General features: G+C 68.6%; 21 protein-coding genes and 1 pseudogene. 7 read left to right on the top strand and 15 right to left on the bottom strand.

Annotated elements, in window-relative coordinates; genetic code table 11:
- Positions 1-26: 26 nt before the first annotated feature.
- Positions 27-920 carry a hypothetical protein gene (locus D105_RS0104405; RefSeq protein ID WP_038032722.1) on the top strand — a complete coding sequence of 298 codons (894 nt, stop codon included), beginning with the start codon at positions 27-29 and terminating at the stop codon, positions 918-920.
- Between the two features lie 139 nt (positions 921-1,059).
- On the opposite strand, the gene D105_RS0104400 is transcribed toward D105_RS0104405, so the two are convergent.
- From D105_RS0104400 to D105_RS0104370, 7 genes and pseudogenes are all read right to left on the bottom strand, one after another.
- Complete coding sequence (locus D105_RS0104400) at positions 1,060-2,121, bottom strand: phosphotransferase (protein ID WP_018877615.1); 1,062 nt, start codon at positions 2,119-2,121, stop codon at positions 1,060-1,062.
- Positions 2,118-2,432, bottom strand: a complete 315-nt coding sequence (locus D105_RS0104395) for an MliC family protein (RefSeq protein WP_018866090.1) — start codon at positions 2,430-2,432, stop codon at positions 2,118-2,120. The genes D105_RS0104400 and D105_RS0104395 overlap by 4 nt, the downstream gene beginning before the upstream one ends.
- Positions 2,433-2,526: 94 nt before the next feature.
- Positions 2,527-5,004: an EAL domain-containing protein gene (locus tag D105_RS0104390; protein ID WP_018877614.1), complete on the bottom strand. Its 2,478-nt coding sequence runs from the start codon at positions 5,002-5,004 to the stop codon at positions 2,527-2,529.
- A gap of 161 nt (positions 5,005-5,165) precedes the next feature.
- A complete protein-coding gene (locus tag D105_RS0104385; RefSeq protein ID WP_018866092.1) occupies positions 5,166-5,549 on the bottom strand; it encodes a hypothetical protein in 384 nt (127 codons plus the stop codon).
- A gap of 188 nt (positions 5,550-5,737) precedes the next feature.
- Positions 5,738-6,043, bottom strand: a pseudogene (locus tag D105_RS0104380) (diguanylate cyclase domain-containing protein); the annotation flags it as partial.
- 39 nt (positions 6,044-6,082) lie between these two features.
- Positions 6,083-6,799: a hypothetical protein gene (locus D105_RS0104375; protein WP_018877613.1), complete on the bottom strand. Its 717-nt coding sequence runs from the start codon at positions 6,797-6,799 to the stop codon at positions 6,083-6,085.
- A 7-nt stretch (positions 6,800-6,806) separates the two neighbouring features.
- Complete coding sequence (locus D105_RS0104370; protein ID WP_026280405.1) at positions 6,807-8,363, bottom strand: EAL domain-containing protein; 1,557 nt, start codon at positions 8,361-8,363, stop codon at positions 6,807-6,809.
- Between the two features lie 134 nt (positions 8,364-8,497).
- Here D105_RS0104370 and D105_RS14095 point away from each other — a divergent pair, with 134 nt between their 5' ends.
- Positions 8,498-8,704, top strand: coding sequence for a hypothetical protein (locus tag D105_RS14095; RefSeq protein ID WP_018866096.1), 207 nt, complete (start codon positions 8,498-8,500; stop codon positions 8,702-8,704).
- On the opposite strand, the gene D105_RS0104360 is transcribed toward D105_RS14095, so the two are convergent.
- Together D105_RS0104360 and D105_RS0104355 are read right to left on the bottom strand one after the other, a co-directional pair.
- Positions 8,701-9,657 carry a pentapeptide repeat-containing protein gene (locus tag D105_RS0104360; protein WP_018866097.1) on the bottom strand — a complete coding sequence of 319 codons (957 nt, stop codon included), beginning with the start codon at positions 9,655-9,657 and terminating at the stop codon, positions 8,701-8,703. The two genes, D105_RS14095 and D105_RS0104360, sit on opposite strands and share 4 nt — an antisense overlap.
- A gap of 50 nt (positions 9,658-9,707) precedes the next feature.
- Positions 9,708-10,619 (bottom strand): patatin-like phospholipase family protein, encoded by a 912-nt coding sequence (locus tag D105_RS0104355; RefSeq protein WP_018866098.1) that lies wholly within the window; start codon positions 10,617-10,619, stop codon positions 9,708-9,710.
- Between the two features lie 144 nt (positions 10,620-10,763).
- Between D105_RS0104355 and D105_RS0104350 the strand changes: the two genes are divergently transcribed.
- On the top strand, positions 10,764-11,321 hold the full coding sequence (locus D105_RS0104350; protein WP_018866099.1) for a hypothetical protein: 558 nt from the start codon (positions 10,764-10,766) through the stop codon (positions 11,319-11,321).
- A 35-nt stretch (positions 11,322-11,356) separates the two neighbouring features.
- A complete protein-coding gene (trxC, locus tag D105_RS0104345) occupies positions 11,357-11,791 on the top strand; it encodes a thioredoxin TrxC (RefSeq protein ID WP_026279188.1) in 435 nt (144 codons plus the stop codon).
- A 38-nt stretch (positions 11,792-11,829) separates the two neighbouring features.
- Here the strand turns inward: trxC and D105_RS0104340 are convergent, their stop codons facing one another.
- Together D105_RS0104340 and D105_RS0104335 are read right to left on the bottom strand one after the other, a co-directional pair.
- Positions 11,830-12,180, bottom strand: a complete 351-nt coding sequence (locus D105_RS0104340; RefSeq protein ID WP_018866101.1) for a hypothetical protein — start codon at positions 12,178-12,180, stop codon at positions 11,830-11,832.
- 58 nt (positions 12,181-12,238) lie between these two features.
- On the bottom strand, positions 12,239-13,252 hold the full coding sequence (locus tag D105_RS0104335; protein WP_018866102.1) for an MDR family oxidoreductase: 1,014 nt from the start codon (positions 13,250-13,252) through the stop codon (positions 12,239-12,241).
- Between the two features lie 170 nt (positions 13,253-13,422).
- Between D105_RS0104335 and D105_RS0104330 the strand changes: the two genes are divergently transcribed.
- Positions 13,423-14,859: a diguanylate cyclase gene (locus D105_RS0104330; protein ID WP_018876357.1), complete on the top strand. Its 1,437-nt coding sequence runs from the start codon at positions 13,423-13,425 to the stop codon at positions 14,857-14,859.
- 18 nt (positions 14,860-14,877) lie between these two features.
- On the opposite strand, the gene D105_RS0104325 is transcribed toward D105_RS0104330, so the two are convergent.
- From D105_RS0104325 to D105_RS0104315, 3 genes are all read right to left on the bottom strand, one after another.
- A complete protein-coding gene (locus D105_RS0104325) occupies positions 14,878-15,198 on the bottom strand; it encodes a hypothetical protein (protein WP_018876358.1) in 321 nt (106 codons plus the stop codon).
- Between the two features lie 117 nt (positions 15,199-15,315).
- Complete coding sequence (locus D105_RS0104320) at positions 15,316-16,059, bottom strand: class I SAM-dependent methyltransferase (RefSeq protein WP_018876359.1); 744 nt, start codon at positions 16,057-16,059, stop codon at positions 15,316-15,318.
- Between the two features lie 121 nt (positions 16,060-16,180).
- A complete protein-coding gene (locus tag D105_RS0104315) occupies positions 16,181-16,873 on the bottom strand; it encodes a VTT domain-containing protein (RefSeq protein WP_018877610.1) in 693 nt (230 codons plus the stop codon).
- 134 nt (positions 16,874-17,007) lie between these two features.
- Here D105_RS0104315 and D105_RS0104310 point away from each other — a divergent pair, with 134 nt between their 5' ends.
- Both D105_RS0104310 and D105_RS0104305 read left to right on the top strand, forming a co-directional pair.
- Positions 17,008-18,528, top strand: a complete 1,521-nt coding sequence (locus D105_RS0104310; RefSeq protein ID WP_018877609.1) for an AAA family ATPase — start codon at positions 17,008-17,010, stop codon at positions 18,526-18,528.
- A gap of 102 nt (positions 18,529-18,630) precedes the next feature.
- Complete coding sequence (locus D105_RS0104305) at positions 18,631-19,092, top strand: RT0821/Lpp0805 family surface protein (RefSeq protein WP_018866108.1); 462 nt, start codon at positions 18,631-18,633, stop codon at positions 19,090-19,092.
- 360 nt (positions 19,093-19,452) lie between these two features.
- On the opposite strand, the gene D105_RS0104300 is transcribed toward D105_RS0104305, so the two are convergent.
- Positions 19,453-20,814, bottom strand: coding sequence for a diguanylate cyclase (locus D105_RS0104300; protein ID WP_018877608.1), 1,362 nt, complete (start codon positions 20,812-20,814; stop codon positions 19,453-19,455).
- Positions 20,815-21,046 lie beyond the last annotated feature (232 nt).

Here is a 21,046-nt window from a genome sequence, read left to right as displayed (position 1 = left end):
AGATATTGATTGCAAGGAGCGATGGCATGGGGCACTCAGCACGTTCGGGAGGCTCGTGGGCGGTTCTGTGGCTTGGTCTGGCCGTGCTGCTGGCCGGCTGTGGCGGGACCTTTCCCCAGCCCGGTCCCGGCGCGACGTTCGAGGATGGACTGACGGCGGACGCCCTGTTCCAGCGCACGCTCGCGGCGCACGGTGGAGATCTGCGCGCGTTCGACGGCGACCTGAACCAGGCGACCGATGGCGAATGGGGGCGCATGATCCAGCGTATCCAGCCGCTGGTGGCGGACGCGGGCTACCGCGGGGTGGGGGAGGAGCGCTTCCGCCCCGCCGATGATCTGTACGCCCTCCACTACACCGGGCCGGAGGGCACCAAGAGCGTGTACCGCCATGGCGACGTGTTTCGGGTGTTCTACGACGGCGAACGCAGCACGGATCCCGAGCGGATACGTGCCAGCGCGATGACCACGGATGCCGGCGAGCTGTTTCATTACGGACCCAGCTTCGTGAAGCATCGGGCAACGGGTTTCGAGCGCCTGGAGGATCGGCGCGAGGGCGGGGTGCGTTATCGGCGCGTCCTGGCCACCCTCGAGCCGGGTTTTGGCAAGGCCGACCGGGACCAGGTGGTGATGTGGATCCATCCGGAGACGGATCTGATCTATCGCGTGCACATCACGCTGAACGGCTTTGGACCGACCCAGGGTGCCCACGTGGACACCACCTTCCTGGAGTATGCCGAGGTCGAGGGATTCACCTTGCCGACCCGCTTCGAGGAGCGGGTGCGGGGCCCGCTGCGTCTGTTCGTGCACGAGTGGTGGGTTACGGGACGTGACAGCAACCGCGGCTGGTCAACCGAGGATGTGCGCGGTCCCGGGTTTTCCGGCGCGGCGGGCGCGGCCGCGGCCGACTCTCCCGCTCCGTGATGGGCGCCCGGACATGCCATCATTCACCGATGACGACCGAAACGAGCCGGAACAACACCGAATCGGCGAGTGAAGCGCCCACCCCGGACGCGAAACCGGCAGGCACGACCGCGGCCTGGGGCAGCTGCTCGGCGGAGCCCTACTGGCTGGAAGTCGCGGAGGAGCTGGGGCTGGATCCCGAGATGGGCCCCGCGATGGACCCCGGGCCCGTGTCGGACCCGCCTTCTTCCTGAATGCGGTGGATCACCGCGAGGGCCGTGCGCCGGCTGTAGTCGTGGACCTTCCAGTGGTCCGGCATCCAGCCGACCAGGAAGCGGTAGAAGTCGGCCTGGGCCACCGGGAACAGTGCGCGCCACTCGCGCTCGACGGCCCCGGCCACGTCTCCCTTGCCCTGCGCGTACAGGGCCTCGCCCAGCGCGGCGAAATAGACCTCCAGCAGTTCGGCCTCCCAGGCCTCCTGTTCCCGTTCGTCCAGGCAGCTCCCGAGGAAATAGGCCACGTCGCGCATCCCGCAGCCACCGCCTGCGTACTGGAAATCGACGGCGGCGACGGCGTCGGCCCCGGGCGTGAAGCAGAAGTTCGCGACCTTGGCGTCGCCATGGACGAGCGTGCGGTGGCGGGCACTGGTCAGGGCGGCGTCCAGCATGGGCGCCGCGGCGCGAATCGCCGGGTCCTCGATGGCGGCCCATTCGTCCGGGCGGGTGGCCAGGTGCCAGTAACTGCCCTCGGGCCACAGCCCCTTCGGGGCGTGTCCCAGGAAGCGCGCATGGAAGCGGGCCAGCCAGTGCAGGCAGTGCTGCGCCTCGGCGCGGGTCAGGTGTTCCTTGCGCCGCGCAAAGCCGGCGGCGTCGAGGTCTTCCAGCAGGAGCAGGTGCTCGTCGCCGATGGTCCCGGTGGCCAGGCAGCGGGGCACACGACTAACGGGGTTGCAGAGGCCGGCCCAGTCACGATACCAGGCCATCTCCACCTGGTAGGAGCGAACCTTGCGCTGATGCGAGCGGTCGTTGCTCCAGCCCCGCGGATGGTCCATTGCGTCGGGGAAGACCACGTGCTTGAGGATGACCGTCGGCTGGTCGGCCCCTTGCAGCCGGTAGCGGACGATCTCCCCGTAACCGCTCCACAGGGTCTGGATCACCTGCTCGCGTTCCGCCTGGCGGGCGCCGGTGGCCTGCCGGACAAAGTCGGTGGTGCGGGCGCTCATCGGCGCGGGGGCAGGGCGCGGCAGCTCCAGAACACGCCGACCATCTCCAGCATCGCCGCGTCGTCCCGCGTCCAGAACACGATGTCGTCGGTGGGGTTGGCGTAGCGTCCGCCGTAGGCGGTCTCGGTGGCCTGCAGGCGGGCCCGGGCACCATTGAAGGCGAGCAGGGCCTGGTTGTCTTCGAAGGTGGCGGTGAACTCGGGCCCGTAGGCGCAGATGTAGGACACCTCGCGCGGCGCGTCGTCGCCGCGGGGCAGTGCGCTGCAGCCGGCGAGCAGGACGATTCCGGCGAGGACGAGGAGTGGGCGCACGCGGTGGCCTCCGGTGGATGGTGTGCCATCGTAGCCGCTGGGCGGACGCCCTTGCATGTCTCCCTGCGGTGCCGGGGTTGTTGGCACGCAGTGATCAGGCGCTGTGGCCCGACTGCGCGCCGGTTGCCGCGGGTCGCGCGAGCAGGCGTTCGCAGTCCGCCGCTGCCTGCGGGCGGGCAAACAGGAAGCCCTGCAGGGTCTGGCAGCCCTCCGCCTCCAGGAAGTCCTTCTGTGCCGCGGTCTCCACGCCCTCGGCGACGGATTCGAGACCGAGGTTGTCGGCCAGGCCCAGTATGGTGCGGACGATGGCGGCATCACTGGTCCCGGGCGCCAGATCCGCGATGAAGCAGCGGTCGATCTTCAGCACGTCCAGCGGGAAGCGGCGCAGGTAGGCCAGCGAGGAATACCCGGTACCGAAATCATCCAGGGCCACCCGCACGCCCCGCTCGCGGAACTGGCCCAGGGTACGGATTACCTGCTCGATGTCGGCCATCAGCATGCTTTCGGTGACCTCCAGTTCCAGGGCATTGGCGTCCAGCCCCGTCTCTTCCAGCACACGGTCGATGCAGTGGGCCATTTGCCGATCCCGGAACTGGGGGGCGGCCAGGTTCACGGACATCCGCACGGCGGGGAGTCCGGCCTGATGCCAGGCCCGGCACTGGCGGCAGGCCTCGGTCAGGATCCACTGGCCCAGCTCGACGATCAGCCCGGTCTCCTCGAGGATCGGGATGAAGCCGCCGGGCGAATGCACCGTACCGCCGGGGTCCATCCAGCGCAGCAGGGCCTCGACGCCGACGACGCGCCCGTCCTGCGCGGCCACCCGTGGCTGGTAATGCAGGAAGAACCCCTCGTGGTGGTCGACCGCGCGCCGCAGCTGACCCTCCAGCGAGACGCGCTTGCGCACGTCGCTGTTGAGGTCGCCGGAGCAGAATTCGATGGCATTGCCCTCGGTACGCTTGGCCTGATGCATCGCCGATTCGGCGCGCCGCATCAGGTCGGCGATGTCGCGGGTATCGTGCGGATACACGGCGACCCCGATCGAGCCCGGGACGTAGAGTTCGTGTTCCCCGGCCTTGATGACCCGGCGCAGGGGTTCCAGCAGGCGGGTGACCGATCCGGCGACCGCGCCGGGTGCTTCCACCGGCAGCAGGGCGCCGAACTCGTCCCCGCCCAGTCGGGCCAGGACGCCGCCCACGGGCAGGCGGTTCTCCAGCCGCCGCGCCACATGTTGCAGGACCTCGTCACCGGTGGCCTGGCCCATGCCTTCGTTGACGCTCTTGAAGCGGTCGAGCCCGATATGGGCGAGTACCAGCGGGCGTCCCAGGCGTTCGGCATCCACCACGGCCTGCTCGGCGCGCTCGGCAAACCGGGTCCGGTTGGGCAGGCCGGTGAGGGCGTCGTGATAGGTGATGAAATGCAGCCGCCGCTCCGCCTCGCGGCGCTCGGTAATGTCGTGCACCACACCGGCCATGCGCTGGGGCTGGCCTCGGGAGTCGAAGTCCACGCTACCGCGCTGGTGCACGATGCGGACGCTGCCATCGGGGCGGACGATCCGGTGTTCGATGTCGTAGTCCGGGCCCTCCGGGGTCAGGGCCGCGTCGACGGCATGCTGCACGCGCTCGCGATCGTCCGGATGCACGGCCCGCATGAAGGCCTCGTGGGTCGCGCCCCACTGGTCCGCTTCGAGGCCGAAGATCCGGAAGACTTCGCTGGACCAGCGGATCCTGCCGGCCTCGAAATCCGAGATCCAGTTGCCCAGATGAGCAATCTGCTGGGCCTCCTGGAGTTCCCATTCACGCTGCTCCAGGGCCTCGCGCGCGGCCTGGCGCTCGGTGATGTCCTGGAAGGAGACCACCGCGCCGGTGACCCGGTTGCGGGAATTGAACAGGGGGGCCACGTTGATCAGTACAGGAAACCCGTGCCCGGCGCGGCTCCAGAAGTATTCCTCGCAGGCCTGCAGCGGTTCCCCGGTACGCAGGACCCGGTACACGGGGCATTCCGTGGCCGGGAAGGGCTGGCCATCGGGGCGGCTGTGATGGGACAGCTCGTGCGAGTTGCGGCCCAGAGCTTCTTCCTCCGTCGCAAACCCCAGCAGTTCGCGGGCGGCGGGGTTGAGGAAGGTGTAGTGACCGTCGGCATCGATGCCGAACACGCCTTCGGCCAGGCTCCCCAGGAGGTTGTCGCGCAGGGACTCGGTCTGCCGGCGCTCGGTGACGTCGATGCCCAGGGTCTGGAAGTGGGTGATCCGGCTGGCCCCGTCGAAGAACGCGCGGCTGGTCCAGCGAACCCAGCGGTCCGCGCCATCGCCGCGCTGGACGGGGTTTTCGATGGTGCGCACCGGGGCATCGGGGGTGTAGCGCAGCAGGTCGGCCCGGTTTTCCGCCTGGCGCTCGTCGGGCAGGTCGTGGATCCAGCGGTGGCCCACCAGCCCGCCGGGCGGGGCCGCGAAGAATTCGTGGGCGGCCTGGTTGGCATAGAGGATGGTCGTGTCGGGGTGATAGCAGATGATGATGAAGGGGTGATGTTCCACCAGTTCCTGGTACTGGATCTCCACCCCGGACGAATCGCTCATGCACTTCCCCCTGTCGGTCGCGGTTTCGGTGGCCCCTTCCCACCGATCGCGTCTTCCGGAGTCTGGCAGGAGGTCCGCGACCGCGCAAACGGTACTTCAGAGGGAGATTTGGCTCGCGCTACGCGACCGCCTGTCGCCGGGTGCGGGAGCGCCCGTAGAGGTCAGTGCGGGTCCTCGCGGGACTCCAGCTGATCCAGCGGGTCGTGGTCATCCTCCTGTTGACGCACCCGTCGTGCGTGCAGGCCGGGATCGGCGAGCGAGGGGTCGGCCTGTACATTGCGTACCACCAGAAAGGTCCACACGGTGGCAAACCCCCACAGAAAGACCCCGATGGCCAGCGGGAAGGCGGCGTGCCCCGAAGCACCCCCGAGGCCGGTCCACAGGGCATAGGCAATGGAGACCAGGGCCGCGGCCCAGACGATGGCGATGGGGGCGGCGCAGCTGTGGGCGGCGGCACCGTAGCGGTAGGCCGCGATCGGGGGCAGGGTGACGCCGAGGGTTCGGTACAGCGCGGGTTCGCGCGCGGGGTCATGCAGGCTGGTCATGTCCGTTTCGCCCTCCCGAGTGCCGGATTCCCCGGAGTCTGGTCCGAAACCGGGGCGTTTTCCAGATGACGGCGCGTAGCGCCCGGCGGAATCGGGTATGGATCACGGATTCGGGCGTTAGCGGCCGATCGTGTCCCCGTCACGCACGCGTATCGGTTTTCCCTGAGATCGCTGGCGATGGCAATGGTTCAGCCGGCCCTCGGGGAGTCCGTGATCGCGACCCGGTTGCGGCCATTGCGCTTGGCCTGGTACAGCGCGCGGTCCGCGGCCTCGACCAGCCGCGCGGCGCCGCCCGTCGCGTCCGGGATGATGCTGCTCACCCCGGCGCTGGCGGTGAGCGTCGGGGTAATGCGCGAACTGGCGTGAGGGATCGCCTCGTCGCGTATGCGCTGGAGGCAGCGTTCGGCGAGGGTGTGAGCACTCTCCCGATCGGTGTCCGGCAGGATCAGCACGAATTTCGCCCCGTCCCCGTGTGCCACCGGGTGTTTCGGGCGGGTTCGCGCTCATGGCGAAAGGCGTCCTTGTGCCGTCTTTCAGCTTGTTGTGAGTGGCTGGATCAGCAGCTCGAGGCGCGGGGTCCGGACGGGGCTGCCCGGGTTCGTGTTCACTGTACCGGTACCCATACTGCGCAGTACCAGCCGCTCGGGTGCCACGCCGGCATCCTGCAGGCGCTTTCCCGCGTTCAGGGCATCGCCTGCGGCGGGGGTCTCCGCGCCGTCGTCGGAGTCGGGGTCCGGGCCGTCGCGATAGGCCACGAGGGTGATCAGGCTGGCGCGAAATTCGTGGAGCAGGTGACCAATGGTGTCCAGCGCACGGGCCTGGCCGTTGCCTTCGTTCAGGGTGACGTGGATGCCCGCGTCCCGGTGCTCGATGGTGGCGGGCTGCCCGGCCAGCTCCTGGCGCAGCCGGGCGCCGAGGACATCCACGTAGTAGCCCACGCGGGCCGGCTCCAGCGTCTCGTGGCCCTGCTCGCGCAGGGCCACGCGACGTTCGCTTTCCGCGTGCTCGGAGGTGGCCAGGCTCAGCGCCGCGGCCGAGGGTTCCTCGGGCGTGGCCTCGTCGGCCGCAGGGGTGTCCGCGGCCCCGTCCGGGTCGGTGGCCGGCTCGGCGGTCGTGGCGGGGCGGTCCTCGGTCGCGGCCGGGCGTTCCTGTTCTACCGGCAACAGGCCGCAGCCGGTGGCGGTTGCCGCCAGCAGCAGGGCCAGTGTCAGGGCGCGTCCCGGCAGGCGCGGGGTGGGGATATTGGGCATGCTCTCCTCAGTGGTTGCGGCACCAGTCCAGGAAGGCCTGAGCGGGCAGGGGGCGGCTGTACAGGTAGCCCTGTCCGCCGTCCACGCCCTGCTGGCGCAGCCATTCGGCCTGGTGGGGCGATTCGATGCCTTCGGCGACGATGTGCAGCTTCAGGGAACGGGCCATCTCGATGATGTGGCCGATCACGCTGCTGGTTACCGCCTCGTGGGCGATGGCATCGGCGAAGGTCTTGTCGATCTTCAGTGTATCCAGTTCGAAATGTTCCAGATAGGAAAGGCTTGAATATCCTGTGCCAAAGTCGTCGATGGCGATGCGGTGCCCGCGCCCGCGCAGTTCCCGCAGGCGGCCGCGCACGGCGTCTTCGTTCAGTAGCGAGCGTTCGGTCAGTTCCAGCTTGATCGAGGCGGGGGCAACGCCCGCCTCGCGCAGGGCCTTGCGCAGGGCGTCCCCGAAGCGATCGGAGGCCAGGTCGTGGCCGGTGATGTTGAGGTTGACGGTCTGCTCGGCATGCGCCCGCAGATGATCCCCCAGGTCGTGGAGGATGGCGCGCAGGATCGCGAGGGTCAGGTCGGTCGCCTGTCCGGTGTCCTCGGCCAGGGGCACGAACACATCCGGACGAATGGTCTCGTCGCCCTCGCGGTGCCAGCGTGCGAGGGCCTCCGCCCCCCGGCAGCGGCCATCGGCGAGGTCGACGATGGGCTGGTATTCCACGCTCAGGCGGTCGCGGGCGATGGCCTCGCGCAACTCGCTGGCGAGGCTCAGGCGCCGCCGCAGGTAGTGCACCACCAGGAGCAGCCACAATGCCACCAGCAGCAGCCCGAAGATCCCGGCCACGACAAGGGTTGGCAGGTAGCGCTCCCAGAAGGCCGCCAGTGGCTGCGCCGCGATGATGTCGATGGGAAAGATCGTATCCAGGGAGAAGTGGCTGACCAGGCGGCCCGCGGCATGGTCGACGCTGAGACCGGCGGGCGTGGCGTCGGGCGACGGCAGGTCCGCGTCGGCTGGATGGCGTGTCATGGGCAGGCCTTCGACCCACAGGCCAACCTGCTGGCTGTCCAGCAGGCCGGGGGGCATCAGCAGCCGCGGGTCGATGGCCACGTCGTGCTGTCCGAAGCGCATCAGGAACAGCTCGACACCGCCCACGGCGGTTGCCGTGCTCGGCCACCAGGCGATCACGCCACTGTCGTAGATGCGGCTGGCCCGGGGCGGGGTCAGGGCCTCGCCCTGGACGAATCCGGCCCCGCACTGGCGTTCCGCCGCGCGCCAGTAGCCGATGGCCCGTACATGCGGCCGGGCCATCGCCACATCCTGCAGGTGTTCCAGGTGTTCCGGCGAGCAGGGCTCCATCTCCAGCTGGTTCAGGGTGTCCAGCAGGTCGCGGGCATCGACCAGGGTCGCCTCGGTCCCTTCGCCCAGGCGCTGGGCGAGTTCGGCCAGGCGTTTTTCCTCCGCCACCACGGACTCCTGCCAGAGGAACCAGGCCAGGGCGGCGAGCGGCAGCAGGATGCCGAGCAGGGCCGCGGCCGAGACCGAGAGCAGGACCTTGTCGCGTCGTGTGATCATGGTGGCCGTGGAAGAGGCGGGACAGTTGAAGCTTAGCATGCGCCCGGACGAATTCCGGGGCGGGCGCGGCGCTTTGGCGCGGCATTCGGAGCCGTCTATGCTCGAAGGGATACCAGTCGGTTCGGGGGTGCCCGATGAACACGAAGACGGAACCCACCCAGCCCGGAACACGGGCCGAAGCCGCTGTTGCCGCGCCGCGCAGCCGCCTCAGCATGCACGAAGGCGTGACCGCGTCCTGTGACTGCTGTTCCTGCGAGGCGGAACCCTACTGGGCGGAAGTCGCCCGGGAACTGGGGATCGACCTGGAGTCCGAAGTGGGTGCGCAGGGAGATCGGGGCTAGTCGCAGGTCCCGACGGAGTCGCGGGCGCAGATGCGGCCATCGGTCCAGATGCTGCGCCCGAGCCGGGCCCCGTCCAGGCGTGCGCCCGCGAGGTCGGCCCCGGTCAGGTTGGCATGCGCGAGATTGGCGTCCTCGAGGTTGGCGTCGACCAGGTGCGCCCGGATCAGGTCGGCCCCGGTCAGGTTGGCGCCGGCGAGATCCGCACCCTCCAGGCTGGTCAGGGTGAGATCGGCGAAGCGCAGATCGGCGTCCGTGAGGCGGGCACCGTGCAAGCGCGCGCCGGCCAGGCGGGTGTTGTGCAGGGATGCGCCCGTCAGGTCGACGCCACGCAGGTCGGCGCCGGCCCGGTCACAGTAGTTCCAGTTGATGCCGGGCGCCGGTGCCGCTGCGCAGTCCGGTCCCGGGTCGCGTTCGAGCGTGATGCCGAAACCGATGAGCAGCGCGAGGGCCAGCGCAACCGCGGAGCCGCCCACGATCCAGGGGCGCGGCCCGCGGATCCAGCCGCTCCAGGGCGGTGGCGGTTGTTCCAGGATCTCGGCCCATTGCTGGCGGTGAGAGAGGGTCTCCGGTGATTCCGGGCAGCGGCGGTCGCCCTTGCGGCGGTCGCGGATCTCGGGCGGCGGGTCGTCGTGACGCCGCTCGCGGCGGCGTTCGTCTTCGCGCAGGCGCGCCTGCTCCAGGCGTTCGCGACCCTCCGGGGTGTGGGCGTTCTGCAGCTCTTCGGGGATCAGGTGCGGGCGCTGGTCGATCCGCCACCAGGTCTCGCCGTCGCGACTGACCTCGTCATCCGGGCACAGGCGGCCCAGGATCAGGAAGCGGCCGATGGAGCGCTGGGGGTAGGGGCCGCAGACCTGCCCGCCGCGCCGGGTGAACCACAGTTCATGGCGCCCGTCGCCGGGTTCCGGTAACGGGTCGTTGGGATCGGGCGAGGGATTGGGGGGGTCGTGGGCCACGCTGCTCCTGGATTCCCGCGGGGTCGCCTCCGTTGCGACCGATGCCGCGATTATAGGGCATGCCCCCGGGACTCGAGCTGCTCGCGCAGTTCGTCGGCGGCGGGCTGTGCCTTTTCGAGGATCTCGTCAATGCGGTTGAAGTGCAGCAGGCGGATGCCGCCGGTGTCCGGGACGAGGTAAAGATCGGGCGGATCCAGCCGGGTCATGTGGCGGATGATGGAACCCTGCATGATGCTGAAGCTCTTGAACAGCAGGTCCGTGATGCCGATGTCCTCGGTGTCGTTCTGCGCGCCGTTGCCGGAGACATCCACGGCGATGACATAGTCGTACTGGCCCTGGAGCAGGTCGTAGGGCAGCGGGTTGGAGGCGCCTCCGTCGATCAGGTAGCGGTCATCGCCATGTTGCACCGGTTCGAACAGTCCCGGAACGGCCATGCTCGCGCCGATGGCGGCGAAGAGGTCGCCCTCGTCGATCACCACGCTGTCCCCACTGCGGAAGTCGGTGGCCACCACGGAGAACGGGATGCGCAGGTCGTCGAAGTCACGGGCCTCGGTGTGATCGGCGAGAAAGCGCAGGAATTCGCTGGAGTCGAACAGGGCGTTGCGGCCCAGCCGCAGCGGGACCAGGTCCAGCAGCTTGATGTCGGAGCGGGCCAGCCCGGTGAGGGCGTCGAGTTCGGACCCGGCGAAGTCATCGAACAGGTCCAGGATCTCTTCAGCATCCAGCCCAGCGGCATACAGCCCGCCGATCACGGCCCCGATGCTGGTGCCGGTGATGCGGTCGGGGTGCATCTCGAGGTCGTCGAACACCTGGAGGATGGCGATATGCGCCAGGCCGCCGGCGCCGCCCGAGCCCAGCGCCAGCCCGATGGTTGGCGATGACGAATCGGCGCGCTCCGCCATCAGAGGCGCCGGCGCGGCGGACAGCAACAGGGCGAGGAGCAGGACCAGCAGCGGCTTCATGGGGTGGCGTACTTCCGAATCGTGAGGTGCATCCTGCTACCCTGAGCCGGAATGCATCCGGGGGCAAGCCTTTTGGAATCAGGGTATTCGAGTGCGCCGGCCGACAGGATTCCCCGCGGGTTCAAGTGGGCCTATCTCGCCTTTGTGCTGGTGCTGGTGCCGATCTACGCGGCCGTGCACGGGTGGTTCAATTTCCTGTGGTTTTCCAACGTCGCGCTGCTGGGCGGGCTGCTCGCGGCCTGGCTGGAGAGCCGTCGCCTGGCCAGCATGATGCTGGTGGCCGTGGTCCTGCTGGAGCTGGGCTGGGTGCTGGACTTCCTGCTCAGCATGCTGGTCTGGGGCTGGGCGCCGCTGGGCATCGTGCACTACATGTTCAACCCCGAGATTCCGTTGTTCGTGCGCCTGCTGTCGCTGTACCACCTGCCGCTGCCGTTCGTGCTGATCTGGCTGGTCTGGCGCCTGGGTTACGACCCGCGCGCCTGGCGCTACATGGCGGTTCTGGGCTGGGCCATCCTGCTGCTGACCTTTGCGCTGGCGGACCCCGAGAACAACGTGAACTGGGTCCTGGGGCCGGGCGGCCAGGTCCAGGAGTGGATGCATCCGGTCACGTGGCTGGGCGTGGTGATGGCTTTTTGTACCGGGGTCTGGTGGTTGACCCATCTTCTGTTCGGGTGGTTGCTGCCGCGGCGCGGAGTAGAATGAAGTGGTCCGTCGGGTGGTAATGGCGAGGTGCTGCTGTGAGTGAGTCCCTGCATGTGGTGTGTCCGCATTGCGATGCGGTCAATCGAATCCCCGCCGCGCGCCTTGGCGCCGGGGCGAAGTGTGGCCAGTGTCACCAGCCGTTGTTCGTCGGCGAACCGGCGGAACTGACGAGCACGAATTTCCGGCGGCACGTCGAGCGCAACGATATCCCGCTGCTGGTCGATTTCTGGGCGCCCTGGTGTGGTCCCTGCAAGATGATGGCGCCGCAGTTTCGGCAGGCGGCGGGGGAGCTGGAGCCCACCGTGCGGCTGGCCAAGGTGAACACCGAGGCAGCACCCGATCTGGGGCAGCAGTTCGGGATCCGCAGCATCCCGACGCTGGCGCTGTTCCGCGGCGGCCGCGAGCTGGCCCGCCAGGCGGGGGCCATGGGCGCGGCGGATATCGTGCGCTGGACGCGGGGGCAGGTGTAGACGTTGGTCCGGGCCCGGCGTCCAGCGGCCCGTGTTTGCTAGCCCAGTCGGCGCCAGGCCTCGTGGCCGCAGCTCATGCACTGGTACTGGGCCTCGAAGTGTCCCGGTTCGTCCGGGCGTTCGCGGATGGTGCCGTCCTGGAAGGTGAAACTGCGCAGGGTGCAGCGCGGGCATTTCTCGACCGGGTCGCGCGGCGGACGGGGTTCGCCGGATGTCGGCGCGGGCTCGCCGTCCGTGGAGCCGGAGGCCTCCTCCAGCGCCTGATTGAGTTCCCGCGTCAGTTCGGCGGTGAGGCGGTGGGCGGCCTCCGCTCGGTCCTCCCGGGCCATGGCTTCCAGTTCGGCGAGGCGGTCGCGGATGGACTTCAGGCGGGACGCGAGTACGGTCATGGGGATCTCCGGGGTGGTCTGTCCGCGAGCATAGCCGGTTCGAGGTGGCCCGGGGATATCAGGAGTCGCCAGCGACTTGCGGATCCAGGCGCACTACCGTGCGTCCCCGAATCTGTCCCGCGAGGATCTGCTCGCCGTAATGCGGCAGGTCGTCCAGCCCGATCTCGGTGGCCATCGCCTCCAGATCGTGGCCGGGGAGCAATGCGGCCAGGCGTTCCCAGGTCTCTCGCCGTCGTTCGGCGGGGCACAGCACCGAGTCGATCCCCAGCAGGTTGATGCCGCGCAACAGGAACGGCAGGACCGTGGTCTTGAGCTGTGGCCCCCCGGCCAGGCCGCAGGCCGCCACCGAGGTTCCATAGCCCATGCCGGCGAGTACATGGGCCAGCATGTCGCCCCCCACCGTGTCAACGCAGCCGGCCCAGCGTTCGCGCAGCAAGGGCTTGGTCGGGGCATCGGCCAGGTCGGCGCGGGGCAGGATCGTCGACGCACCCAGCTGTTGCAGGTAGTCGGCGTTCTCCGCGCCGCCGGTGACGGCGGTGACCGTGTAGCCCAGGCGGGCCAGCAGACGTACGGCGATACTGCCCACGCCGCCGGAGGCACCCGTGACCAGGACCTCGCCGGCGTCCGGCTGCAGGCCGTGGTCCTCCAGGGCCTGGATCGCCAGCATGGCGGTAAAGCCGGCGGTGCCCGCGGCCATGGCCTGGCGAGCGTTGTAGCCCGCAGGCAGCGGGACGAGCCAGTCCGCCTGCACGCGGGCTCGTTCGGCGTAGCCGCCCCAGTGGGTCTCGCCCACTCGGTAGCCGGTCAGCACAACGGGGTCGCCCGGGCGGTAGCGTGGGTCCGCGGACTCGAGGACCGTGCCGGCCAGGTCGATGCCCGGCACGTGCGGGTAGTCCCGGACCAGGTTCCCCTGGCCCTGCAGGATCATGCCGTCCTTGTAGTTCAGCCCGGAATAGTGCACCCGCAACAGGACCTCGCCGGCGGGCAGGTCATCGAGCTGGAGTGGGCGGATTGTCGCCCGCGGTCCATCGGGCGTGTGTTCGAGGATCAGGGCCTTGAAGGTATCGGTCATGCGGTCTGGCGTGGTGTACGGATGGGACGGAGAGCCTAACAAAGGTGCGAGCGCGGGACCCGCGCGGCGGGAATGTTGCTACCCTCCAGAGTATGGGCGAGCATCGTGGACGGGCTCCGTCGAACGATTGCGCGGTGCGTGCCGACAGGTATCCCTGTGCGAGGATGGCCATGGCGGACGATCTCCACACGCGTTTCCACACCCTGATCATCGAGCATGCCCCGGTGTGGGTGAACACCCTGGACACCGAGGGGCGGGTGACGCTCTGGAATCGCGCGGCGGAGCGGATCAGCGGCTATCGGCGCGAGGACGTCGTGGGGCATGCCGCGATCTGGGAATGGCTTTACCCCGACGCCGCTTATCGCGCGGCGATCCAGGAGGAGGTGGAGGCCATCATCCGCGACGGGCGCGAGATTGCGGGTCTGGAGACCACGATCCGGACGCGCAGCGGCGAGGCGCGCACGCTGTCGTGGGCGGCCCAGCGGTTTTTCGATGATGACGGCACGCTCATCGGGGCCAGTGCGATCGCCGAGGACATCACCCGCCGCAAGCACCTGGAGGCAAGGGCCCAGCGCCAGCAGCGGCTGCAGGCGCTGGTGTCCGCGATCTCCGCCCGGTTCGCCGACCTCGCGGCGGACGCAGTGGACGCGGCCGTAACGGAGGTACTTCGGGATCTCGGCGAGTTCTTCCAGACGGGCCGTGCCTATGTGATCCGGTTCCGTCCGGACGGGGCGACTATGGACCTGGTGCACGAGTGGTGTGCCCCCGGCGTCCAGCCGTTCCTCGACCAGATGCAGGGCATTCCCATGGAGTCCCATGGGTGGGTGACCGGTCACATCCGGCGCCGCGATACCGTGCACGTGCCCGATGTGGACGACCTCCCCCCGGAGGCCGCGGTGGAGCAGGCCGAGTTCCGCCGCCAGATGATCGAGTCCCTGTTGCTGATCCCGCTGATCAGTGATCAGAACGCCTTCGGCATGCTGGGTTTCGACTCGGTGAACCGGCGCTGCGAATGGAGCCCCGAAGAGATCGCCACCCTGCAGGTGGTGGCCGACATCATCGCCGGTACCTTCGCCCGCAAGCAGGCGGAGGCCGAACTGGCGCGCCAGGCGCGGGTGGATGGCCTGACCGGGCTGGCGAACCGACGCGAATTCGACGCCGTGCTGGAGCGCGAATGCCGCTCTCGCCGCGAGGTGAATCTGGCACTGCTGATGATCGATATCGACCACTTCAAGCCGTATAACGACCGCTTCGGGCATCAGCGCGGGGATGACTGTCTGCGCCAGGTGGCCCGGGTGCTGCGGGAGGCGGCACACCGGCCGACGGATCTGGTTGCGCGCTACGGGGGGGAGGAGTTTGCCTGCATCCTGCCGGACACCACGCTGGAGGGTGCCCGCGCGGTCGGCGAGCGGGTGCGCCGCGAGGTGGAGGCCCTGCAACTGGAACATCCGGATAACGTGACCGCTACGGTGACGGTCAGTCTCGGCGTCAGTACGGTGAGCGGGGCGCGTTCGACGACCCCGGAGGCTCTGCTGGGCGAGGCGGACCGGCTGCTCTACTGCGCCAAGCGCGAGGGGCGCAACCGGGTCTGCGCAGCGGGGCTGTAAGTGGCCGCGCCCGAGTCGCTATTCGCCGGTTGAGCGCGTCGGGCGCTCGCGCGGGTCGGGCGAGCGCGCGTCGGTGCGCTCTAGCAGGGGTACGACGGGCGTGGCCTCGCTGTCCTCGCTGACGAACTGGTCGCCTTCCATCCACGGCGGCGGCAATTGCGGCCGCATGTCCTGGACCTGGGCCAGATTCGGGAACTCGACCTTGGAGAACAGCTCGGCGGCGGATTCCTGTGCCTCGGGGTTCTGCACGGTCAGCACGAAGCCCGTGGCCAGCACCAGCAGGGACAGCTGGAAGCGCTGATCGCGGTAGGTGGAACGTGAACGCAGCAGATCGAGCATCGGATGGTCTCTCGGGAGTCTTGCTTCAGGAGACATTACGCCGGGGCGGGTGGTTCCTTCAAGCGGGCATGAGGAAAGGCCGGGTTTTTGGCTGGCCCGGGGCGCGGCCGGCGGATCTCAGGGTTCGCGGCGGCAGACCAGGAAGACCTCTTCCACTCCCGCGGTGGGCACCATGCCGGGGCTCAGTGCGAGCGGCTTCTGCAGGCGCAGGCCCAGCGGCATCAGGAAACGGTTGTAGACCTTCATGGCGACGGGCCGGTGTCGCTGCAGGAACCACATCCCGAGATCGGTGAGGCGCGAGGATTTCGGCTTCATCCCGAAGATCGCGCTTTGTTCGATCGTCAGCCCGTGGCATTCGAGTAGCTGGATCAGATGCGCCGGCTCGTAGCGCCGGTAGTGGCCGACGATGTCGTCGAACGGGGTCCAGTACTCCGGGTGCAGCGGGGTCGAAAGCAGCACCCGGGCCCCGGGCGCGGCCACCCGCGAGAGTTCGCCAAGGGCCGCCTCGTCGTCCTCCACGTGTTCGATGATGTCCAGAGCGCACACCAGGTCGAAGCGGTCGTCGGCATAGGGCAGGGCGGAGATCGGGGCGGTCTGGGTGACACCGCCCCGATGGTCCAGTGCGGCCAGGGCCGGCGGGCTGATGTCGACGAAGTGGGTGTCCGCGATGGGCAGTCGCGGGCGCATGCCGGGCCCCACTTCGAGGCGGCGCTCACGGGATGCCGCGAGACTGGAGACCAGGGTCCAGGTATTGAAGCGCTCGGGGGCTACCAGGCGGGTATCCGCCCACAGGCCATCATAGAAACGCTGATTGACGTCGCCGATGTCCGAACAGGGTTGTGGGGAGGGCTCTCGAGTCACGTAGAGGGCGTGCTGGAATGCGGGACGACAGTCTAACGAACCTGGAGGACGGTGACAGGTTTGCGGGCGTGTAGCGGGAAACCGTTCTCGGTTTGAGGGGGGCGACCGCATGGGTACGCCGTCATGGCCGGCCCGCCCGCCGGCGCGAGTGCTGGCGCTGAATCCAGTAGCGCAGCACCGAGCCGAGCAACAGGAAGATCGCCAGGACGACCAGCGGCAGGAGGGTCCGGGCCTGCAGGACCTCGCCGGTGGTGATGGCATCCGTGGCCTCGTGGATGGCGGTGGCGTAGACGCCCCACTTGACGGCCAGGCCGAGCACGGCCGCCAGCAGGAAGCCGCCCAGTGGCAGGCCGAGGGCCCCGCCGGCGTAGTTGATCATTGAATGCGGGAAACCGGGGAACACCCGCAGCGCCATCTGCATAGCGACGTGCCCGTGGCGCCGCAGGAAATCCGTCAGCCAGTTGTTCTCGTGGCCCTCGCGTTCGGTGCGCGCCAGGCGGGCGGCGACCCGGTAGGCCCCCCAGGCACCGCTCGTGCTGCCAATCAGCAACAGGCCGACGGCGACCAGCGGCGGGTGGAACGGGGCGATCAGCCATATGACCGGCGTGCCCGGCAGGGCGAAGACGAGCATCAGCGCCATCAGTAGCACCAGCCCGGCGGTGGCCCAGGGGCCGCCCGCGAAGGTCTCGCCCCAGGCCAGCAGGCGGGCCGGGTCCCCCATCCACAGTGCGCTGCCGATGCCCAGTGCGATCAGCAGGACCAGCACGCCACGCCCCAGGGTGGCGCGCGCGATCCGGCGGTGGGCTGGCGGCATGGGGTCTCCGTGGCTGCGGCGGGCCGATGGTTTCAGGGTAGACGATGCGCACGGGCGGCGTGGATGATCAGTGTTCTCCCGCAGTGCCGTGATGGATGGGTACACTCGACGGAGTACCTCGAAGGAGCGACGGATTGAGCAAGAAGCTGGAGAATCGGACGGCACACAAAATCCTGCGCGGGCTCAAGTCGCGTTATCCGGTGTTCTACCTGCTGGGTTGGGACGAGGATCGGATGGAGCGGCTGCTGCGCTCGGTCGCGCGCTCGTTCTACGGCGAGGACGGTCACCTGGAGGTCTGGTCGGCGAGCCACGGGTTCGGGGAACACGATGACCCGGACGCGCCGACCACCGACCCGGTCGCGGCGGTGGCGCGGGTGGCGGCAGGGGAGACGGAAGCGCCGCGTATGGTGCTGCTGAAAGACCTGCCGACCTGGTTCGACGACAACCCGGCACTGGTGCGCGGGGTGCGCGATCTCTACTACCAGCTGAAGAAGGGTCGCAACGTGGTGTTCCTCAGCTGTCCTCTGCTGAAGCTGCCGGAGATCCTGAAAAAGGAGATCTTCCTGGTCGAGGTGGACCTGCCCTCGGAGGCCGAGGTGCTGGAGCAGCTCGAGCACACCCATGGCGCCGAGGCGATCCCGCGCGAGCAGTTGTTCCGCCTCGCGGCGGGGATGCGCGGGTTGTCCCTGAACGAGGTCGGGCATCTGAGCGCGCGGCTGTTCCGCGGCCAGCCCCTGCCCGAGGCCGAGATGCTGGCCGAGATCCAGGAGGAGAAGGGCCAGATCCTGCGCAAGGAGAGCTGTCTCGAGTTCTATCCGCCACAGCGCTCGCTGGAGGACATCGGGGGCCTGGAGAATCTCAAGGAATGGGTGCGCACGCGCGCCGACCTGTTCACCGAGAAGGCCTGGAACGACAACGTTCCGCTGCCCGCCGGGGTGCTGTTCATGGGGGTCAGCGGCTGTGGCAAGAGCATGGCCGCCAAGGCCATCGCCACCGCCTGGGGGCTGCCGCTGGTGCGGCTGGACATGAGCCTGGTGCTGTCCGGCAGTTTCGGCACCCCGGAATACGCCTTTGCCCGGGCCACCCGTATCGCGGAGGAAATCGCGCCCATGGTGCTGTGGGTGGACGAGCTGGAGAATGCCTTTGGCTTCGACAGCCACGCCGCCGGCAGCGCCGGCAATGTGAATATCTTCTCGAGCTTCCTCACCTGGCTGCAGGAGAAGTCGCCACGCGTGTTCGTGGCGGCGACCGCGAACCGTATCCAGCAGCTCCCGGCCGAGCTGATGCGCAAGGGGCGCTTTGACCAGTTGTTCTTCCTCGACCTGCCGAACGTGGAGGAGCGCAAGGAGATCCTGCGCATCCATATCGAGCGCCATGGCGGCCACCTCGAGGACTTCAACCTGAACTACATGGCGGCCAGTACCGAGGACTGGAGCGGGGCCGAGATCGAGCAGGCGGTGAAATCGGCGCGCATCGACGCCTACCAGGAGGGCCGGGTATTCAACCAGCGCGACGTGATCCGTAACGTGATCAACACGGTACCGCTGTCGCGGACCATGGTGGAGCAGATCCGCGAGATCAAGAGCTGGGTATTCCAGCGCGCGATCAACGCCTCGAAGCCGGAGACGGCAGCCCCGCCGAAGCCGTCCGGCTGACCGCCCGGTTCGCCGGGCCGCCTATACTCGGAGCAGGGGGACGCCGAAGCCGGCGCCGGTCCCCCGCGGGTTCAGGGTCGGGTCGCCGGTGGAGGAATGCTCATGTGGCGCAATGTTTCTTTCGTGATCGTCCTGGCGGCGACCCTGGGGCTCGGCGGCTGTGCGACCTATCAGGGCTCGCAGGAGCAGGCCGGGATGGTGATCGGTGGCGTGCTGGGCGGCGTGCTCGGTTCGCAGGTCGGATCCGGACGTGGCCGCACGGCCGCCATCATCGCCGGGACCCTGGCCGGTGCGGCGATCGGTGGCTCGGTGGGCCAGTCCATGGACGAGGTGGACCGCCTGAAGACGGCCCAGACCCTGGAGAGCGTGCGCACGGGCGTGCCCTCGCGATGGGTCAATCCCGACAGTGGCAATCAGTACACCGTGGTGCCGACCCGAACCTACGAGACCACGGCCGGCCCGTGCCGCGAATACACCATTGACGCGGTGATTGGCGGCCAGACCGAGCAGGTGTACGGGACGGCCTGTCGGCAGGCGGATGGCAGCTGGCGCGTCCAGGGCTGAGACGCCGGTGTCTACCTAGGTAGACGCTGATTGAATCGCACGTCCGCGCTCGAGTCGCTTTTGCGTGCGAACAAGGCGCGGTGACTGCGGTGCAGTCATTCTGCACAAGGGAACCGCAACGCTGTGCGCGCGCCCGTTGTTGATCAACAACGGGCGGCCGAGCCCCTGCTTTCAATGGCTTGTGGGGTTGGTGCCCCCCGATTCTGAATGAATATGGCCCGATCCTGCGTTGCGCCCCGAATCCATCCAAAACGGGCGGGTAGAACCACTACCCGCTGCACGACGCGCCTTGTCTCGGAACGATTGTCTCGAACAACTGGGGGGGCACCAACGCGGACGTGCGATTCAGTCAGCGTCTCCCTAGCTGACGGGTTGCGGGCTGGCCTGTCCATCCCCCGGGGCAGAATCGGGTGGGGTGTCCGGCAGGTCGGTTTTGCCCGGGCCGTCCAGGGTGCGCGAGACCACGCGGTCGCGGCCTTCGCCCTTGGCCTGGTAGACGGCCTGGTCGGCGACCCGGAAGAGGTCATTCATGCTGACCTCGCGTCCGGCCGGGCGGCTGGTGACGCCGAAGCTTGCGGTAATGGTCAGCCCGGCGGGTTCGAGTTCGCGCAGCTGCTGGCGCAGCTCCTCCGCGCGGGTGTGGGCATCGAACAGATCGCATTCCGGGAGTACCAGGAGGAATTCCTCGCCCCCGAAACGCAGGGCCACGTCGCTCTCGCGTCCGGTGGTGCGCAGGAGTTCGCCGACGCCGACCAGGACCTCGTCCCCGATCAGGTGGCCATGGGTGTCGTTGATCTGCTTGAAGTGGTCGATGTCCAGCAGGATCAGGCTGAGCGGGATGTCGTTCTGGTTGGCTTCGGCGAAGAAACGCGCGGCGCACTCGGCCAGGACGTTGCGGTTACGCAGCCCGGTCAGCGGATCGATCATTGCCATGTCGTAGAGCTTCTGGCGCTGGTCCTGGACCTCCTCGAACAACCGCTTGTTGGCCAGCAGGTTCCCGATGCGGGCGCGGACCTCGTCCTCCAGCACGGGTTTCGTCACGAAGTCGTTGACGCCGAGGCGGAAGAGTTCGGCGCGCCGGTTCTGGTCGTCCAGCCCGGACATGGCCACGATCGGCAGGCTGGTCTTGTCGGGGAACTGCTGGCGCAGCCGACTGACGAGCCCCATCCCGCTGATCTCGCCCTCGACCAGGATGTCGGAGAGCACCAGGTCCCAGGTGCCCCGGTCAAAGGCCTGCAGGGCCTCGTCGGCGCTGCGGAAGTGCGCGACCTCCAGGCCCATGCCCTCGAGGATGCGGATCATCACGCGGGCGACGGTGGGACTGTCCTCCACGTACAGGACGTTCCCCTCGTGGGCGTGTTCCACCGGCCGCCCGTAGCGCGCGGCCTGATGGAACAGGTCACGGATGTTGGTCTTGTCGTGGAGGTCGGTGGCGCCGGCCTCGAATGCCTGACGGCGGATGTCGTGGTCGTGCTGGGTCGTGAGCAGGATCAGGGGCAGGTCATGGCCAGCGGCCCTGGCACGGGCCCGGCGGCAGAATTCCACGCCGGTCATGTCGGGCAGGGTGATCGAGGCGCAGACCAGTTCCAGGTCGTTTTCCTCGATGCGGGCAAGCCCTTCGGCCCCGCTGCTGGCCATGATCGGCTTGTGCCCGGCGGCCAGGACCATGCGGCTCCACAGCGCCCGGAAGACCCGCGAGCGGTCGACGACGAGGATCTTCATGCCGGGCTTCCCGCGGCCGGGCGCCGCAGGGGCGCGCGCGTGGGCTGTGGCCGGGCTGTATTGGTCTTCATGGCGGGTTCCGACTCCGTTCAGGCATCCGCACGAAAACCCGGATGATGCGCGCCTTTGCGCTGCTGTTCAAACCGAAGCAACGGGCGCGGTGGACAGGGCCCACGGGGGGAGGAACAATGCAGCCAGGCGGGCGAGCGCGCCAGGCCTATGGATCAGGAAG

Origin of the sequence: Thioalkalivibrio sp. ALE28 (assembly GCF_000377425.1) — a bacterium.
GTDB lineage: Bacteria > Pseudomonadota > Gammaproteobacteria > Ectothiorhodospirales > Ectothiorhodospiraceae > Thioalkalivibrio.
This window is presented reverse-complemented; position numbering and strand designations above follow the sequence as displayed.

Bases quoted from the DNA above. Each gene is read 5' to 3' on its own strand.
- D105_RS0104335 (WP_018866102.1), bottom strand. From the start codon at position 13,252: ATGACCGATACCTTCAAGGCCCTGATCCTCGAACACACGCCCGATGGA.
- D105_RS0104375 (WP_018877613.1), bottom strand. From the start codon at position 6,799: ATGCCCAATATCCCCACCCCGCGCCTGCCGGGACGCGCCCTGACACTG.
- D105_RS0104405 (WP_038032722.1), top strand. From the start codon at position 27: ATGGGGCACTCAGCACGTTCGGGAGGCTCGTGGGCGGTTCTGTGGCTT.
- D105_RS14095 (WP_018866096.1), top strand. From the start codon at position 8,498: ATGAACACGAAGACGGAACCCACCCAGCCCGGAACACGGGCCGAAGCC.
- D105_RS0104305 (WP_018866108.1), top strand. From the start codon at position 18,631: ATGTGGCGCAATGTTTCTTTCGTGATCGTCCTGGCGGCGACCCTGGGG.
- D105_RS0104400 (WP_018877615.1), bottom strand. From the start codon at position 2,121: ATGAGCGCCCGCACCACCGACTTTGTCCGGCAGGCCACCGGCGCCCGC.
- D105_RS0104315 (WP_018877610.1), bottom strand. From the start codon at position 16,873: ATGCCGCCAGCCCACCGCCGGATCGCGCGCGCCACCCTGGGGCGTGGC.
- D105_RS0104300 (WP_018877608.1), bottom strand. From the start codon at position 20,814: ATGAAGATCCTCGTCGTCGACCGCTCGCGGGTCTTCCGGGCGCTGTGG.
- D105_RS0104385 (WP_018866092.1), bottom strand. From the start codon at position 5,549: ATGACCAGCCTGCATGACCCCGCGCGCGAACCCGCGCTGTACCGAACC.
- D105_RS0104355 (WP_018866098.1), bottom strand. From the start codon at position 10,619: ATGAAGCCGCTGCTGGTCCTGCTCCTCGCCCTGTTGCTGTCCGCCGCG.
- D105_RS0104325 (WP_018876358.1), bottom strand. From the start codon at position 15,198: ATGCTCGATCTGCTGCGTTCACGTTCCACCTACCGCGATCAGCGCTTC.
- D105_RS0104330 (WP_018876357.1), top strand. From the start codon at position 13,423: ATGGCGGACGATCTCCACACGCGTTTCCACACCCTGATCATCGAGCAT.
- D105_RS0104340 (WP_018866101.1), bottom strand. From the start codon at position 12,180: ATGACCGTACTCGCGTCCCGCCTGAAGTCCATCCGCGACCGCCTCGCC.
- D105_RS0104370 (WP_026280405.1), bottom strand. From the start codon at position 8,363: ATGATCACACGACGCGACAAGGTCCTGCTCTCGGTCTCGGCCGCGGCC.
- D105_RS0104390 (WP_018877614.1), bottom strand. From the start codon at position 5,004: ATGAGCGATTCGTCCGGGGTGGAGATCCAGTACCAGGAACTGGTGGAA.